The sequence below is a fragment of the Acinetobacter sp. ABJ_C4_1 genome (assembly GCF_044538495.1).
Taxonomy (GTDB): domain Bacteria; phylum Pseudomonadota; class Gammaproteobacteria; order Pseudomonadales; family Moraxellaceae; genus Acinetobacter; species Acinetobacter nosocomialis_A.
In genome coordinates, this window is the sequence record NZ_JBIUCQ010000002.1 from 426,181 (window position 1) to 441,742 (window position 15,562).

Sequence of the window (15,562 nt, forward strand, 5' to 3'; positions counted from 1 at the left end):
GCTTAATATCTAAAACTATAATTTATTGTTTAGCAACATTCCCTATTCGCCATTGATAAGGAGGTAATGTGCCGTTTACACTAAAATCACCGATAATTCGATTTTTAAATACTCTCGGGTTATGTGAAGATAAAGTTCGTACATTACGCCAGTATCGATCTAGGCCTAAATCTTTGTCTGTTGCAGAAGCACCTAAAGCATCAAATAAAATCGTAGAAGCATTTAAAATTAGATCGGTAATGACCGTTTGAGACTGCGCACTTTCAAGTTCGGCAAGCGCATTTTGCTCCTCTTCAAGTTGCTCATTATTTTGAAATGCTGCCAAGTAAGCACGCTGTAAGCTTTGTGCGACTTTTTCAACAATCGCCCCTGCACTGTAAGCCGCACCACGGATTTGTCCTACGACTTGTAAAATTTGCGGATCCTGTTTTACAAATTGGGCATTCGCATGCGTGTAGTTTCGGGTACGTTTAGCAACAGCTTGAGAAACATCATAGGTTGCAGCACGTCCTAGACCTGTAATGATTGCCAGTTGAACCAGTTGATAGTAAGCCGCTGAATATTTAAAACGGTCATCATCAGGTAAAATTTCAGTTTCATCGACCAATACATCATGGAAATATGCTGTACCACTCGCGGTAAGTTGCTGACCGAAGCCATTCCAGTCATCAACAATTTCGACACCTTCATCTTCACGGCGAACAACGACCGAGCCAGACTCACCCTTTAAGTCAGTTACACCAACATCCACCCAGTCTGCATATAAACTTCCAGTGGTGTAATATTTTTTCCCTTTAACGCGAATTTTTCCGTCACTGTCTCGATACAAATGTGTTTCGAACTGATCAATTGACTCCTTCCCACCTTCAGACCATGCACTACCCACCGTTTCACCATTGGCAATTCGGCTAAGCCAACGCTGTTGAAACGCTTTGTCTTTACTTACCAACACATCTTCAGTGAAACCAAAGTGCACACGCAAAGCTTGCGGTAAGTTTGAGTCCGCTTCTGCAAGTTCAATGAGCAATGCAAATAATTCAGGAATGGTTGCATCAAAGCCACCATGAGCTTTGGGAAGTCTTAAGCGCGTAAAACCAACATCTTTGAGCCACTGAAGTTGTTCATAAGGCAAAATATGCTGCTGCTCACGGATTAAAGCCCCTTCTTTAATACGGGCAAAAGTTGGTCTGAAATTTTTTGCCAATTCATCATAACGTTCTGAAGGCCCTTCACCCCACACGCGAGAAATGATTGAAGCCTGACTAAGTGCTGCATGCGTTAGTGAACCGAGATGATGCTCAAAATTTAAATTTGTCATGTAAGTAAAACCAATATTGCTTTGCTTTTACCATAAAATATTTATTTCACATGAAAACGATTATTTTTTTATAACTGTATTCATTCTTTATATAACGCAAAACAAAAGCCTGAAAGCACTAAGCAATCTCTTTCTTGTTAAGACTATGCTGAGTTTGCAATAAGGTTTGCATATATTCTGAATAAACAGATAGTTTCTCGAAAATATGCTCTGAATAAAACATATCATCAATTAAGTGCGTCATTTGACTGGCGGTAAAGGTATCGCACAAACCGACCAATGCTGCGTTCATTTGAGCAAAGCGTGCACATAACTGTACATATGCTTCATCTTTATTTTTAAATAATAATTTACGCATATCTAGCTGATCTAAGCCTTTTAGTCCCTCATCTTTTACGACTTTTACCCAATGAATTTTTATTTTTAAGAACTGTTCAAGTTGCTTTAATGCCTCTAAATCCAGCTCTAAATGGGTGATTAAAAAAACTGTAGAGATATCACTTCGACATAATGCCTTGATTAATTTTAAATAGAGAAAGTCTATCTCTTGTATATTTGTTAGCTCTAAATCGAGATATATTTTTAGACTTTCTAAAACGTCATCTACTTTAAACACGACCTTCTTGTCTGCTTGATAATATTTATTAAGAATAGAAAGCACAGGCGCAGTTGCAGATGTTGTATAAATAGCTGCTTTGTTTAAGTTAGCAAAAATAAATGGCGAGAACAGATAAGCCAAACTGCTTTGCTGTGGCTCAATATGAGACTGAATTAAATAAACCGTTTGAGTTTTAGAAAAGTCTCTGAGTACTTTCGCTCTAAGTAAGGTTGCTTCAAGGTTCACATAAGTCTGTTCTAACTGATCTACTACCAATGTAGAAATAGACTGATTTTTAATAATTTTATGTAGAACATTTAGTTGAGAAGTAATAAACATTTTTTAACATCCAAGCTATTTTAGAAGCGCTACACTTACACTTAGGTCTTTAAGAAACACGCAGCAACCGGACCCTACACAAAACAACAATGGAAATAGAAAAGAAGAACATAATCATGTGCTTAAAAAAATCTAAAACAGCGTTCACATTGAGTCTTGAAGGTTGGTTTAGGTTGGCGGTAAATCCTGTTCATTTTTATTGTGAACTTTGAAGGAATGAATATATAGCTACAGATGATTGAAAAAAAACTATAGCACACCCTTGAAACCACACTGAACTGTTATAGTTTTATAAAAAATTTCTGTATCTACATATACAAATAGAGCGAGTGCATGATTAAGAAAACTTCTTAAGGTAGGTAGTTTTCATGAGACGATCTATTGCATATCGCCAGATATTTCATCAATGTTTCAATGCAACATGCATTTTTACAAATGCAACATCAAGCATAAACTTTGTTAACAGATTAAAAACAATCAATCGCTCTATTCTATTGAAATATCAAGCAATTATGTTGCTTTACCCTGTTGGCATTTTACTTGCTAAGAACATTTACCACAGAAGTAAGTTTAATTGCCAGAGTACTTTTTTGCCTAAAAATAAGTATTTAACTCATTTAATCATCATCAGCTAGTTCACAGGGGGAAAGTTTATGAGCCTCGGTCTAACCGCTCTAGAATTAGCGCGAATACAATTTGCTTTCACAGTATCCTTCCATATTATTTTTCCGGCCACTTCCATCGGTCTTGCCTGTTTTTTAGCAGTTTTAGAATGGAAATGGTTAAGAACGCAAAACCCAATTTATAAAGATCTATTTAAATACTGGATTAAGATCTTTGCCGTTGCGTTTGGTATGGGAGTTGTTTCAGGTGTCGTAATGAGCTACCAGTTTGGTACCAACTGGAGTGAATTTTCACGCGTCGCCGGAAGTATTACTGGTCCTTTACTTACCTATGAAGTCTTGAGTGCATTCTTCTTAGAAGCAGGTTTCTTAGGCATTATGTTATTTGGTTGGGGACGTGTTGGTCCTCGAGCCCATTTCTTCGCAACACTTATGGTGGCCATCGGAACATGTATTTCCATGTTCTGGATTTTATCTTCTAATAGCTGGATGCAGACACCTCAAGGCTTTGCCATCGAAAATGGCATTATTGTGCCAAAAGACTGGTTTGCAATTGTCTTTAACCCATCCTTCCCTTACCGCTTTGCCCACATGGGTGCAGCCGCCTTCTTAGTTTCATCATTATTGGTCGTCGGAACATCTGCATGGCATTTAGTAAAAGGCCGTCGTGATGAATTGGTGAAAAAATCGTTCTCGATGGGTCTCTGGATGGTGCTTGTGACATCTTGTTTGCAAGTGGTGATTGGCGATAACCATGGTTTAAACACCCGTGAACATCAACCAGCCAAACTTGCGGCAATGGAAGGTCACTGGGAAACCAATCACAATGAACCGATGCCATTATTGCTATTTGCAATTCCAGATATGAAAGAAGAACGTAACCACTTCGAAGTGGGTGTTCCTTATTTGGGTAGTTTAATTTTAACGCATAGCTTAGATGGCCAAGTGACAGGTTTAAAAGATTTCGCACCTGAAGACCGTCCAAATTCAACCATCGTTTTCTGGAGCTTCCGTGTGATGGTGGGTCTTGGTGTGCTCATGGTCACTCTGTCTTTAATTGCGCTTTGGTTACGTAAGCGTGGAAAACTCTATGAAACATCATGGTTTCATAAATTTGCTGTAGTGATGGGGCCTGCGGGTTATGTGGCAATGCTGGCTGGCTGGATTACTACGGAAGTAGGTCGTCAACCGTGGGTTGTATACGGGATTATGCGCACTAAAGACGGGCTTTCACATACGGTTTCCGCAGATCAGGTGGGCCTGAGTCTCTTTATTTTTGTGGTGGTATACACCATCGTTTTTGGTAGCGGTATTTACTACACCTTAAAACTCATTAATAAAGGCCCTGTATTTATCGATACTCCAACTATTGAATCTGGTGGTGTTGGACACTTTAAAACACCAATGCGTCCACTCAGTGCTGTCGATGAAAACATTGACGATAATCAAAAATCTGGGGAGAAACATCATGATTGATCTTTCTTTAATATGGGTCGGTATTATTGGTTTAGGTGTTTTAATTTATGTGGTCATGGATGGTTTTGACTTAGGAATCGGAATAATGTTCCCTTTCATTAAGAATAGCCAAGAACGTGACGTCATGATGAATACCGTCGCTCCTGTCTGGGATGGTAACGAAACGTGGATGGTTCTCGGTGGTGCTGGTCTATACGCAGCCTTCCCGCTGGTTTATTCAACAGTTTTATCAGCACTCTACCTGCCTATCATTTTTATGGTGATCGCCTTGATTTTCCGTGGAGTTGCTTTTGAATTCCGTTTTAAAGCTCATCGAACCAAACACCTTTGGGACTTGGCTTTCATTTGGGGTTCAGTTTTAACGAGCTTCCTTCAAGGGATTATTTTGGGTGCTTATATTCAAGGAATCAAAACCGAAAATGGTATTTTTGCTGGTGGGTCTTTTGATTGGCTTTCCCCGTTTACGATCTTTACTGGTATTGGCGTAGTTGCCATGTATGCCACTTTAGGCTGTGGATGGCTGATTTTAAAAACCGAAAAAGGTTTGCAGCAACGTATGTATGAGCTTATGCCAAAGCTGATTATTGCACTGCTCATTATTTTTGGTGGCGTGAGTTTATATACGCCGTTGACGCATCCTGAAATTGCAGATCGCTGGTTCTCTTTACCAAATCTGTTCTATTTTAGCCCTGTACCTATTTTGGTCTTATTATTTGTTGGTCTGATTTTATCAGCATGTAAAAAGCAGGATCATGACCTTAAACCATTTGCATATACATTAGCGCTCGTTTTCCTTGCATTTACTGGTTTTGTGATTAGTTTATGGCCCTATATTATTCCGCCATCAGTCACCATTTGGCAGGCAGCAGCGCCTCATTCAAGCCAGATGTTTGCTTTGGTCGGTGCACTTATTTTGATTCCAATCATTATTGCTTACACCATTGTGTCTTACTGGGTATTTAGAGACAAAGTCCGTGTAGGTGATGAAGGCTATCATTAAGTATGGAGGGTTTTATGAAAAAGTCATCCGTTAAACTCAATCAAACCCAATGGTTTATTCTGCTATGGCTTGGTGGTTTTTTAGCCTTAGCTGTGATTGCGGGATTGTTTAAAGTGATATTGATTTATGCAGCCCCTTACTTAAAGTAATTCCATCCTTATAGACAAATGCCGTTTGTAGATTCTGCAAACGGCATTTATTATTGATTCAGTGCATCCTTTTTTATTTCGTGCAGCTTATACATGTATAAATCAGAACAACTCGCTCATAGCATTCGCCAACTCATTGAAAGTGGTACTTTAAGTGCACATGAGAAATTACCTTCATTAAGAGATCAGGTACAACGCTCTGGTTTTAGTTTAATGACCGTAATGAATGCTTATCAGGAGCTTGAATCACAAGGTCTGATTTATTCAAAAGAAAAATCGGGATACTTCGTTGCCGAGCAAATTGCACTTAAGCCACTCGAGCAATATTCTGTTGTTTCATTAAATTCTAAAATCGAAATTAACTCATTAGTTTTTAAATATCTTAAATCGATTCAACATGAATCTGTTGTACCTTTTGGTTCAGCTTTTCCAGATAGTCAGCTTTTAGCTGCCCCCAAACTCATTCAAATTATGGGGCAACTTGCGCGTCAAAGACAAAGCTATGACCAAACAGCAAGTCTACCTCCCGGTAATTTAGCTTTAAGGAAACTGATTGCTCAGCGCTACTGTATGCAAGGCATACAGACAGACCCAGATGACATTGTCATTACATCGGGAGGTTTAGATGCACTGAACCTTTCCCTACAAGCAGTCGCTAAACCGGGTGACTATATTCTATTGCAACAAACCGTGTTTTACGGCGCTTGGCAAGCTGCCGAGCGTTTAGGGCTTAAAGTCATTACCATTCCTGAACATCCTCAATATGGTTTTGACCTAGAAGCTTTTGAACAGGTTATTCAAACCTATCCTATCAAAGTGTGTTGGCTCATGCTGAATGCACATAACCCGATTGGTTTTACCGTCAGTGATGACATTAAATATAAAATTGCCAAACTACTTCATGAGTATCAAATTTATTTAATTGAAGATGATGTCTATGAAGAGCTTTTTTATGGCGGTCAAAAACCACTTTCAATGAAGTATTTTGACCAACAAAATCTGGTGCTTCACTGCTCGTCTTTTTCTAAAACATTAGGTGCAGGTTTTCGGGTTGGTTGGGTCTATGCGGGTAAATTTTCAGACCATATTCAACACTTGCAGCTTATGAGTACCATTTCAGTAAATGCACTTATTCAAAATGCATTGGTTGAGTTTTTGTCTCATCATCATTATGAAAAACACTTACGCACACTTAGACTTTCACTTGAACGTTATAAAAAGCAGTTTTACCACTATTTGAAGCAACATCTGCCCGCGACCTGCGAGATTTATTATTACCCAAGCGGTTATTTTCTATGGGTTAAATTGCCTCATAAACTCGATAGCATGCAAATTTATGAAGAACTCATCCAACAAGATATTGGTGTTGCGCCAAGCCCACTCTTTAGTGTTTTACCCGCACAGCAACATTATTTAAGAATCAATTGTTCTTTTGAGTGGAACGAAAAAATTCAAGCTGCTTTAGATCAAGTCATCAAAACTATTCAACAAAGGGTCAAAGCAAGCCTGTAAAGTGATGCTTCGACCTAAGCACAATTTTAAAGTATTTAATTTATGATAGTTTCATCTTAAAGCGCGATTTTAAGGGTAAGAATATCTGGATGTTAATATGGAAATTGATGAAGAACTCACCCTTAAAAAAATACAGATTTTTTTGGCTTTCATGCGCTGTGGAAATTTGTCTAAAACAGCCACTGAAATGCAGCTGAGTAATGTCAGTGTTCATAAAGCCTTACACTCTTTAGAAAGCGCTTTACGTTGTCCTCTTTTTAAAAATGAAGGCCGTAACCTCATTCCGTTAAAAAGTGCTTATGTCTTTGAGGAACGGGCACAAAAAATAGTACAAGACATTTTTATCACCGTAAATAAAACCAGAGAAGCTGCTGGTTTTGCGGCTAAGGTTTTACATTTAGGGTCTCTTTATTCTTTGACGGTAAACACCATTCCAAATGTGATTAGCGGTCTTAAACTCAGACGTAGTGAGCTTGATATTCAATTGTTGCTGAGTTCAAATCAAGACTTGGTGAAAAAGCTTAAAGCAACTGAGCTTGATGCGATTATCGTGGCTTTAAATGAAACCACTCAAGATGATGACTTTGAAATTTTGCCGATGTTTTCAGACGATATCTTTCTGGCAGTCAATAAAGATTCAAAATATGCCGATTTTAAAGACATTGATTTAAGCCTTTTAAAAGAAGAAACTTTTTTAACTTTAACTAAGGGTTTTGCAACTCATAACGACAGCGACATCATTTTTAAAAAAGCTGGTTTTTCACCAAAAGTTGCTTTACAGGTCAATGATATTTTTACCTTAATTAGTATGGTCAGCTCAGGTGTCGGTTTTGCTCTACTACCCGGACGTATTTCTGCAGTTTATGAAAGTTCAGTAAAACTTATTCCACTAAAACAGCAATATCACATGCAACAAGAAATTGGATTGGTCTTTCTAAAGAGTAAAGAGCGTGACCCAAACTTACTTGCTCTGATTGCAGAATGTCGAATGTTTGCCTCTAATTTCAAAAATAAAAAAGACCGCTGTTAGTAGCAACGGCCTTTTTGACTGAATATTAAATACTGATTAACCGACTAAAGCTTTAACCGCGAAGAACAAAACAGTCGGTCCCATTAAGCAACCAAGACCTGTATGAAACGTTGCAGTAAGCGCACCGTAAGGCACTAAACGACGATCTGTCGCTGCTAAACCAGCCGACACACCACTTACAGTTCCAGCTAAACCACCAAAAATCATGGCAGAACGTGGATTGTCTAATCCCATAAATTTTGCGGTAAGCGGTGTTGAAACCATTACACAAATCGCTTTTACCAGCCCCGTTGCAATTGACAGGGCCATGACCTCAGAACTCGCGCCAATTGCAGCTCCAGTCACTGGTCCCACAATGTAGGTCACTGCACCTGCGCCAATTGTGGTAATACTCACCGCATCACGATAGCCAAAAATCCATGCAAACATACAACCGACAATAAATGGCAAAATGGTTCCGAGAAATAAAGAGAAGGCACCAATAAACCCAGCTTTTTTCGCCTCAGTCGCTTGTACCTCAAATGCAGTTGCGACAATGGTAAAGTCACGAAGCATTGCACCGCCCATAAGCCCGACACCAGTAAAGAGTGCAAGATCTGTAATCCCTTTTTCACCGCCTGTCATTTTTCCGCCAAACCATGCCAAAATTAAACCAATTACAATCGCAATTGCTGAAGCATGCACTCGTCCCTTGGTTAAATATTTAGATAGCTTAGTCGACAACCACATAATTAAAGCAATTAAGGCGAAAGCTGTAATTAAACCTAAATGGGTTAAGTCCTTTAATAATAATTCAACCATGAACTTTGCCTCCAATGCGGTTTAATGTGGTGTCTTCTTCCTTCGGTAAAGGGCTTGCCTTGTTATAGCGGCTTAAGCCTGCAATGGTCAGTGTACAAACGATAACCGAAACTACCGCAGCGAAGAGTGCCATATGTCCACTAGATAATGCTGTAACCACATTTTGTTGTGCTGCCATAGCAACAACAACAGGAATATACATAGTGCCCCAGAATGAAACGCCTTTTTCGGTTTCAACTGTCATAACACCACGTTTTTCCATCCATAACCGTATACAAATGAGTAAAATCATGGCGATACCCACGCCACCAACATTGGACTTTACACCCAATAAAACGCCCAACAAGTCGCCAACAATAACACCCACCAAGGTGCAAAGTGCGAGTAAACCAACTCCATATATAATCATGACAATCCCTCATATCCTTGGATCATTTATGCTTTTGTAAAATCTGACTCAAAAAGAAAAACTATTTGCCTGTTCTTTTTGCATTGCCATCTGAATAGTGTCTATGCGTGTCCCTTGAAATGACAACACGGTTCCTTCTTTAAATGTTCGGCGTGCAAGTGTAGTAAGCACCGTTCCCGGCAAAGCTTCGATCTGTAACCTCACACCTCGCTCCCATGCAGCTTGGATGGTACTTTCCCAATCTACAGTTCGACTCATATTAAAAGCCAAGTCATCACCAATCTGTTCTGGCCTGCTAAGCGTACGAGCCGTTGTACCACTTAAATAACGTATTTTAGGCTGCTTTAAAGTCACTCCCTCCATAGACGCTGCAAGTTGCTTTGCTTGCTGACTTAATAATTCACAGTGCGATGGCACCGATACATCTAATTTTTTTGCCACCACGCCTTGTTGCTTTGCCAAAACAGCAACTTGAGTCATGGCTTCAAAGCTTCCTGAAATAACAATCTGGTTATGTGCATTAATATTTGCGACAAACACCTCTGGCGTTATTTCATAAATTTGTTTGACCCATGTTTCAACAGCTGCACGGTCTGTACCAATCAGGGCCGTCATGCCATATCCAGTGGGGTAAGCGTTTTGCATGAGTTCACCTCGATAGGCAACCAAACGAACAGCATCTTCATAGGCTAAAACTTCTGCTACAACTGCAGCCGACCATGCACCAATTGATAGACCTGCTACATAATCAGGTTTTAAGTTTTCAGCCCTTAATAGAGCTGAACTCACCACACCTGAAATAAGCAAACACAGCTGTACTGCACGCGTTGACTTTAATGCTGCCGAACTGTCCAGCGTCAAGACATCTTCTTTGAGTGCATCCGATGCACGCTCAAGGTATTCTTTAACCAGTGCGGTTTGAGGTAAATCGTGCAACATATTGCTTCTTTGCACACCTTGTCCCGGATATACCCAAATTGAAGCCATGATATCTATTCCCTAATTCCATGGGTTTTCTAATAAGACAGCACCATCAGGACGTTTTAATAGAACTTTTCTGCTATTCCTTGCCCATTCTTTTAATGCCAAACCGCCTTGTGAAAGTTGAAGCTGTATATCCACATTCAGCCCTGCTTGCTGAAAACTTTCGAGTAGCTCAATCGCCTGCTTTTTAACAAAAGGTTGTTCAGCTCGAATCAACAAATCTATGTCACTTTGCTGAGTTACTGTTTTAATGCCCGTTGCCAGTTCAAAGCCGAAACTTCCTGTATATCCCCAACATCCTGAAAAGTTTTTCATGATGCTAGAAATGCTCTGTAAACGTTCTGCCAAGTGTTTAAAGTGACTTGGATTTACTTCAGCTAGTGCTTCGGGTTTAAGCTGTCTGCTAATAGCATTTCTTGGCATTTGCGCTGCATATCGTTGATAGCGAAATTGTCCTCTTATACCTACGGCCACCTGATCTTCAGGAGTAATTTCCCGTCGAACTACAACAGGATCACCACGTTGCAATACCTCTCTCACCCAATGCGGAGCATCATCAGCCAAGCAATCGACCGTCATACCCCACAACAAATCATGGGCTTCGAGCTTAAGTTTCATGACCATTGCTCACGCAATAATTCACGGACCTTTTTAGACATTTGACGGTTTTGGCCATGCAGTCTTTGTTCCAGTCCTCTCGATTGCTCAGCATTAATTTCTTTAAACGCTTGAGCAATTGCTTGTTTCGCTAACAAAAGATCATCGTTTGTCGGTTGTTCAGGGTTTTCAACAGATAACAGTTCAGATAACAAACCAAGCGTGGCATAACTTTCAATGTCATAAGCCATTGGCGGAATGCTTGATGCCAATTGCTCTAACTCATCAACCGACCGTAAAGTAACGCGTGCAGCAGATTCCTTACCCATTGCATGCACCATAACACCTGAATCTTTTAAGGCAATAATACGATTGGCTTGGTATCCATGCGCCAAGAAAGCACCAGACATCGACTTACCAACCAATAAACTCACAATTGGATGACCTGCTAATCTAGCTCTAGCATAGCTATCTACTGCACCCGCTAAAGCTTGATGAATACCTAATAATTCTTCGCGGCGCCCATAGGCCTGACTTGGAACATCAACCAGACATAAAATACCGCGTTTAGTTTCAGCCTGTGCATCGGCTTGAATCACCTCATCGACTGCTTTTGCCAAGCCCCAGCCTTCCAAGAGTCCAACTTCTCCTTGTTTTGCCCGTGGGAACAGATTATCGCTGTCTTGCACAACTGCAATCATACGCACTGCTTGCTGATCAATCTGACCATCAGCCACCCAAATCGAAGCTGGAAAACCTTCAACTGTTTTAAAGCCCTGCGTAAGTGCTTTAAACCAATGTGCACCACGAGTAGATGTTTTTAATGTATCAACGGCGATATTCATGCTTGCTCTCCTTGATACAAAGCTTGAACTTGTGCTGGGGTAATCTGCTCAGCAGTATCAACTTGTTGCAGCTTTTCTAAATAGAATGTGTAATTTGAACTACGATGCTGATGAGGCACGCCTTGAGTTAAATAATCGATGACTCGCTGACGAATTTTCTGGCGATCATCGTCTACATAAGCATCTGCCAAACCACTAGCAAACCGTTGGTTCCCGCCAGTAATACTCCATATAAATGGACGATCTTTGGCGTTATATTCTTGTACACCAGCTTCTTGTTCTATCACTTGTGGGCCATTTAAACCTAAACGTCCTTCTTGTGTCATTACAATATAGCTACATAGTCCAGCTGCAATTGACATACCGCCAAAACACCCTACACTACCAGCAACCACGGCAATCACGGGTTGATACTGACGTAAATTCACAATTGCAGCTTGAATCTCAGCAATTGCAGCCAAGCCCAGATTTGCTTCTTGTAAACGAACGCCACCCGTTTCCAACAATAAAATTGCAGCTGTTGGAATGCCTTTTAGATTGTCTTCAACCGCAAGTTCTAAGGCTCCCGCAATTTTGGCACCGCCCACCTCACCTAAACTGCCACCTTGAAATAAGCCTTCAATAGAAATTAAAACCACTGGGCGTTCTTGAATAGATCCTTTTGCAATCACCACGCCATCATCGGCTTGCGGCACAATATTCTGTTTAACGAGCCAAGGCGACATAACACGGGCAAATGGGTCGAGCAACTCTCGAAAAGTCCCTTCATCTAATAATGCTTTAGCACGCTCTCTCGCACTCAGCTCAATAAAATCTTGTTTATTTAACAAACTCTGAATATCAGTCATGAGCAATCTCCTCCAATGCTTGTTCCAGTCGTAAGCGAACGACACCGGGAGTTGCACCAAAGTCATGAATATCAATATTGACCGCTGGCGGTATTTGAGCAGTAAAAATCCGTTCAAAAAGATTGTGCCAACGTGCTGCACTGCCATCTACCGAAGTCACTACCTGAATAGAGGTCTTTCCCTTTTCACCGGGTTCCATCAAAATTTCTAAATCGCCAGAGCCTACACATCCTACTAGTGCTTTTTTTACAGGTGGCTCTGTGGCCACAAATTCAAAATGAAGTGTTTCCATAATCAAAATCCCTTTTTATTTTTCACAGATGACTGCTCAACACGATCTATAAACAAGGTTGCTGCCAACAAATCTGCGGCACCACCAGCAGACGCCTTCATCCGAAGCAGGTCAATCTCTAAAAGATGCAAAGCACGTCGACCTTCTAAGCTTGAACTGCCACCCAAATCCAGTATTTGCTGAGCACCTTGTTGCATACGCTTTAAACCAGATGTGCCAGAGCGATAAAGCACACAGGTATCGGTCAAATCTGTCATCATGGCAAGTAAGGCATCTAAGCGAGCAAACTCTTCTTTCATGGGTTTACTACGACTTTGATAAAGTTGCTTTAACCCAAAATTCACAATAGTTGGAAAGCCTTGTTGTGCCTGTTCCTTGGCACCTAAGATGCCTAACTTCTTTTGTACTTGCTGACCATGACTCAAAGCCTGCTTTGGAATAAAGCGATCTTCAAACTGAGCAATCTGGCCTGCTAACTGGCATAGCTCAACAGCAGAAAAGTACTGTTGATTCGTGTGCGCTAATGCTGCTGCGGTAACCATTAACCCTAATGCCCAAATTGCACCGCGATGTGTGTTGACACCATTTGTCGCCAACATCATGGTCTTTTCACCTTGGCGGCCAATTTCTCCAATGTCTTCGCGTAAGGCCAGACAAACTTTTCCGTGATGCTTCGCAGCTTGAGCCATCGCTTCAAACATGGGTCCTAAACTTTTCGCAGAGCGCTCCATTAACTCCAAAGTCAGGTCATTGTGTGCACCACTGCCACGACGATCAACCAATGCTGGTTTCGGTGTCAGATTAACTTCATCAATTAACGCTTCGACTGCCATATCTGCCAAAAGCTGACTACCGCTGAACGTTTGATATTGAACTTGTGCCATCATTACCAACTCCTAAACTTTGCAGGGGGTTGATATAGACCATCTGACCATGTCACCAAGTCGGCAATATTTTTTGCAGCTAAAAGTTCACGTGTTGCATCGGTGCGACGAATACCTAAATCTTCAGGGAATACCACCAGACCTTCACGTCTTAAACGTGCTGTTGTTTTCGGGTCTTGGGTTAAACCAATACTGGTCACACCTGCCACCGCAGCAATCATGGCTTGACGTTCTTCTTGGCTGCTTGCTTTATATAGATAAGCAATACCTTCTTCAGTCAGTAAATGGGTGACATCATCGCCATAAATCATGATCGGCGCTAAAGGTAAGCCTGCCGTTTTAGCAACATCAATCGCATCAAGACGATCTACAAAAGTTGGCTTGCCACCCTCTTGGAAGGTTTCCACCATTTGAACAACGAGTTTTTTACCACGTGCCAAATAGGTTTCAGTTTCACTGGCACCTTGTAAACGCATATCTAGCCATGCTGGCGTATCATGACGACGGCCACGCGGATCATGCCCCATGTTTGGTGCACCACCGAAACCAGCCAAACGACCTTTGGTGACAGTCGAAGAATGCCCCATGCCATCAACTTGCAACGTTGCACCAATAAATAGATCAACGGCGTACTGACCTGCAAGCTGACACATCATGCGGTTAGAACGTAGCGCACCATCCCGACCTGTAAAGAAAACATCTGGACGAGCTGCAACATATTTTTCCATACCGAGTTCGGTACCAAAACAATGCACGCTTTCAACCCAACCTGTTTCAATAGCAGGAATTAAGGTTGGATGCGGATTCAGTGTCCAATTTCGGCAAATTTTTCCTTTTAATCCTAAAGACTCACCATAGGTCGGTAAAATCAGTTCAATTGCCGCAGTGTTAAAACCAATACCATGGTTTAAGGATTGCACATTATGTTTTTCATAAATTCCACGAATTGCCATCATGGCCATGAGCACATGCACAGGTTTAATGTGTTTTGGGTCACGAGTAAATAACGGTTCGATATAAAATGGCTGATCTGCGACTACTACAAAATCAACCCAAGAAGCCGGAATATCAACACGCGGTAAATCTGAAACATCATCAACCAGTTCATTGACCTGAACAATCACAATACCATCACTAAAAGCCGCGGGTTCAATAAGTGCTGGAGAATCTTCGGTACTAGGACCTGTATAAATATTGCCTTGACGGTCTGCCATAAAACCAGCTGAGAGCACCACATTTGGAATGAGATCGACCACCAAACGTGAATACAACTCGATATATGTATGAATGGCACCAATCTCTAATAGTCCATCTTCAATTAACTGACTAATACGTAAACTTTGCGGGCCAGCAAAAGAAAAATCGAGCTTACGCGCAATGCCTTTTTCAAACAGATCGAGATGTTCCGAACGCCCAACGCTCGGCATAATCATATGTAAATCATGCAAAACATCTGGATTGGTTTGAGCCAAAGAACGCGAAAGGAAATCTGCCTGCTTTTGGTTATTTCCTTCAAGTACAACCTTGTCACCCGGAGTAATTAAGGTTTCTAAAACTTTAATAATGTCCTGAGTTGGAATCACCACACCATCGGTATATTGGTTTGCCATCTCTAGTTTTAATTGTTTGGCATGACGCCGCTTTGTCCATAACCGTTCTTTATTCTGAACTGATCCTTCCATGTGCTTACCTATAGATCGCAGTTTTGTTCTGAATCTATAAAAACGCTTTATGGAGTTTCGATCAATCAACCTACATCATTAGTTATTAACCTCAGGTTAATGATTTAAGTATGGCTTAATCCCGTGGTTATTAATTGCCCTATGTTCATCATGATTAAACAAAAAATAAGCTTTC

16 protein-coding genes are annotated in these 15,562 nt (G+C 40.9%); 5 read left to right on the plus strand and 11 right to left on the minus strand.

The genetic code is table 11. The features are described from left to right. Window positions 1-22: 22 nt before the first annotated feature. Together ACIF8R_RS04945 and ACIF8R_RS04950 are read right to left on the minus strand one after the other, a co-directional pair. Complete coding sequence (locus ACIF8R_RS04945; protein ID WP_396479422.1) at window positions 23-1,318, minus strand: acyl-CoA dehydrogenase family protein; 1,296 nt, start codon at window positions 1,316-1,318, stop codon at window positions 23-25. Between the two features lie 118 nt (window positions 1,319-1,436). Next, a complete protein-coding gene (locus ACIF8R_RS04950; RefSeq protein ID WP_396479424.1) occupies window positions 1,437-2,255 on the minus strand; it encodes a hypothetical protein in 819 nt (272 codons plus the stop codon). 653 nt (window positions 2,256-2,908) lie between these two features. Here ACIF8R_RS04950 and ACIF8R_RS04955 point away from each other — a divergent pair. The 5 genes from ACIF8R_RS04955 (at window position 2,909) to ACIF8R_RS04975 (ending at window position 8,045) form a co-directional block, all read left to right on the plus strand. Beyond that, window positions 2,909-4,354, plus strand: a complete 1,446-nt coding sequence (locus tag ACIF8R_RS04955) for a cytochrome ubiquinol oxidase subunit I (RefSeq protein ID WP_017386136.1) — start codon at window positions 2,909-2,911, stop codon at window positions 4,352-4,354. Next, the gene (gene cydB, locus ACIF8R_RS04960) at window positions 4,347-5,354 is read left to right on the plus strand and encodes a cytochrome d ubiquinol oxidase subunit II (RefSeq protein WP_005076463.1); all 1,008 of its coding nucleotides are present in this window, start codon (window positions 4,347-4,349) and stop codon (window positions 5,352-5,354) included. Before ACIF8R_RS04955 ends, cydB begins: the two co-directional genes overlap by 8 nt. Window positions 5,355-5,368: 14 nt before the next feature. Next, on the plus strand, window positions 5,369-5,503 hold the full coding sequence (locus ACIF8R_RS04965) for a hypothetical protein (protein ID WP_000749813.1): 135 nt from the start codon (window positions 5,369-5,371) through the stop codon (window positions 5,501-5,503). A 93-nt stretch (window positions 5,504-5,596) separates the two neighbouring features. Next, the gene (locus ACIF8R_RS04970) at window positions 5,597-7,015 is read left to right on the plus strand and encodes a PLP-dependent aminotransferase family protein (RefSeq protein ID WP_396479427.1); all 1,419 of its coding nucleotides are present in this window, start codon (window positions 5,597-5,599) and stop codon (window positions 7,013-7,015) included. Between the two features lie 97 nt (window positions 7,016-7,112). Then, window positions 7,113-8,045 (plus strand): LysR family transcriptional regulator, encoded by a 933-nt coding sequence (locus ACIF8R_RS04975; RefSeq protein WP_005132240.1) that lies wholly within the window; start codon window positions 7,113-7,115, stop codon window positions 8,043-8,045. Between the two features lie 36 nt (window positions 8,046-8,081). Here ACIF8R_RS04975 and madM read toward each other — a convergent pair whose 3' ends face one another. From madM to mdcA, 9 genes are read right to left on the minus strand one after another with little or no spacing between them, the layout of a single operon-like run. Next, on the minus strand, window positions 8,082-8,846 hold the full coding sequence (gene madM / locus ACIF8R_RS04980) for a malonate transporter subunit MadM (protein WP_005132241.1): 765 nt from the start codon (window positions 8,844-8,846) through the stop codon (window positions 8,082-8,084). Then, window positions 8,839-9,255 (minus strand): malonate transporter subunit MadL, encoded by a 417-nt coding sequence (gene madL / locus ACIF8R_RS04985; RefSeq protein ID WP_005132242.1) that lies wholly within the window; start codon window positions 9,253-9,255, stop codon window positions 8,839-8,841. Before madL ends, madM begins: the two co-directional genes overlap by 8 nt. Before the next feature lie 48 nt (window positions 9,256-9,303). Then, complete coding sequence (mdcH, locus tag ACIF8R_RS04990) at window positions 9,304-10,242, minus strand: malonate decarboxylase subunit epsilon (RefSeq protein WP_396479430.1); 939 nt, start codon at window positions 10,240-10,242, stop codon at window positions 9,304-9,306. A gap of 12 nt (window positions 10,243-10,254) precedes the next feature. Further along, window positions 10,255-10,863 (minus strand): malonate decarboxylase holo-ACP synthase, encoded by a 609-nt coding sequence (locus ACIF8R_RS04995; protein WP_396479432.1) that lies wholly within the window; start codon window positions 10,861-10,863, stop codon window positions 10,255-10,257. Next, a complete protein-coding gene (gene mdcE, locus ACIF8R_RS05000; RefSeq protein WP_396479434.1) occupies window positions 10,854-11,681 on the minus strand; it encodes a biotin-independent malonate decarboxylase subunit gamma in 828 nt (275 codons plus the stop codon). The genes ACIF8R_RS04995 and mdcE overlap by 10 nt, the downstream gene beginning before the upstream one ends. Next, window positions 11,678-12,529: a biotin-independent malonate decarboxylase subunit beta gene (locus ACIF8R_RS05005; RefSeq protein WP_396479436.1), complete on the minus strand. Its 852-nt coding sequence runs from the start codon at window positions 12,527-12,529 to the stop codon at window positions 11,678-11,680. Before ACIF8R_RS05005 ends, mdcE begins: the two co-directional genes overlap by 4 nt. After that, window positions 12,522-12,821 carry a malonate decarboxylase subunit delta gene (locus ACIF8R_RS05010; protein WP_000448953.1) on the minus strand — a complete coding sequence of 100 codons (300 nt, stop codon included), beginning with the start codon at window positions 12,819-12,821 and terminating at the stop codon, window positions 12,522-12,524. Before ACIF8R_RS05010 ends, ACIF8R_RS05005 begins: the two co-directional genes overlap by 8 nt. Before the next feature lie 2 nt (window positions 12,822-12,823). Continuing rightward, window positions 12,824-13,708 carry a triphosphoribosyl-dephospho-CoA synthase gene (locus ACIF8R_RS05015; RefSeq protein ID WP_396479438.1) on the minus strand — a complete coding sequence of 295 codons (885 nt, stop codon included), beginning with the start codon at window positions 13,706-13,708 and terminating at the stop codon, window positions 12,824-12,826. Beyond that, entirely contained in the window at window positions 13,708-15,387 is a 1,680-nt protein-coding gene (mdcA, locus tag ACIF8R_RS05020; protein WP_272305346.1) for a malonate decarboxylase subunit alpha, read from the minus strand. The genes ACIF8R_RS05015 and mdcA overlap by 1 nt, the downstream gene beginning before the upstream one ends. Window positions 15,388-15,562 lie beyond the last annotated feature (175 nt).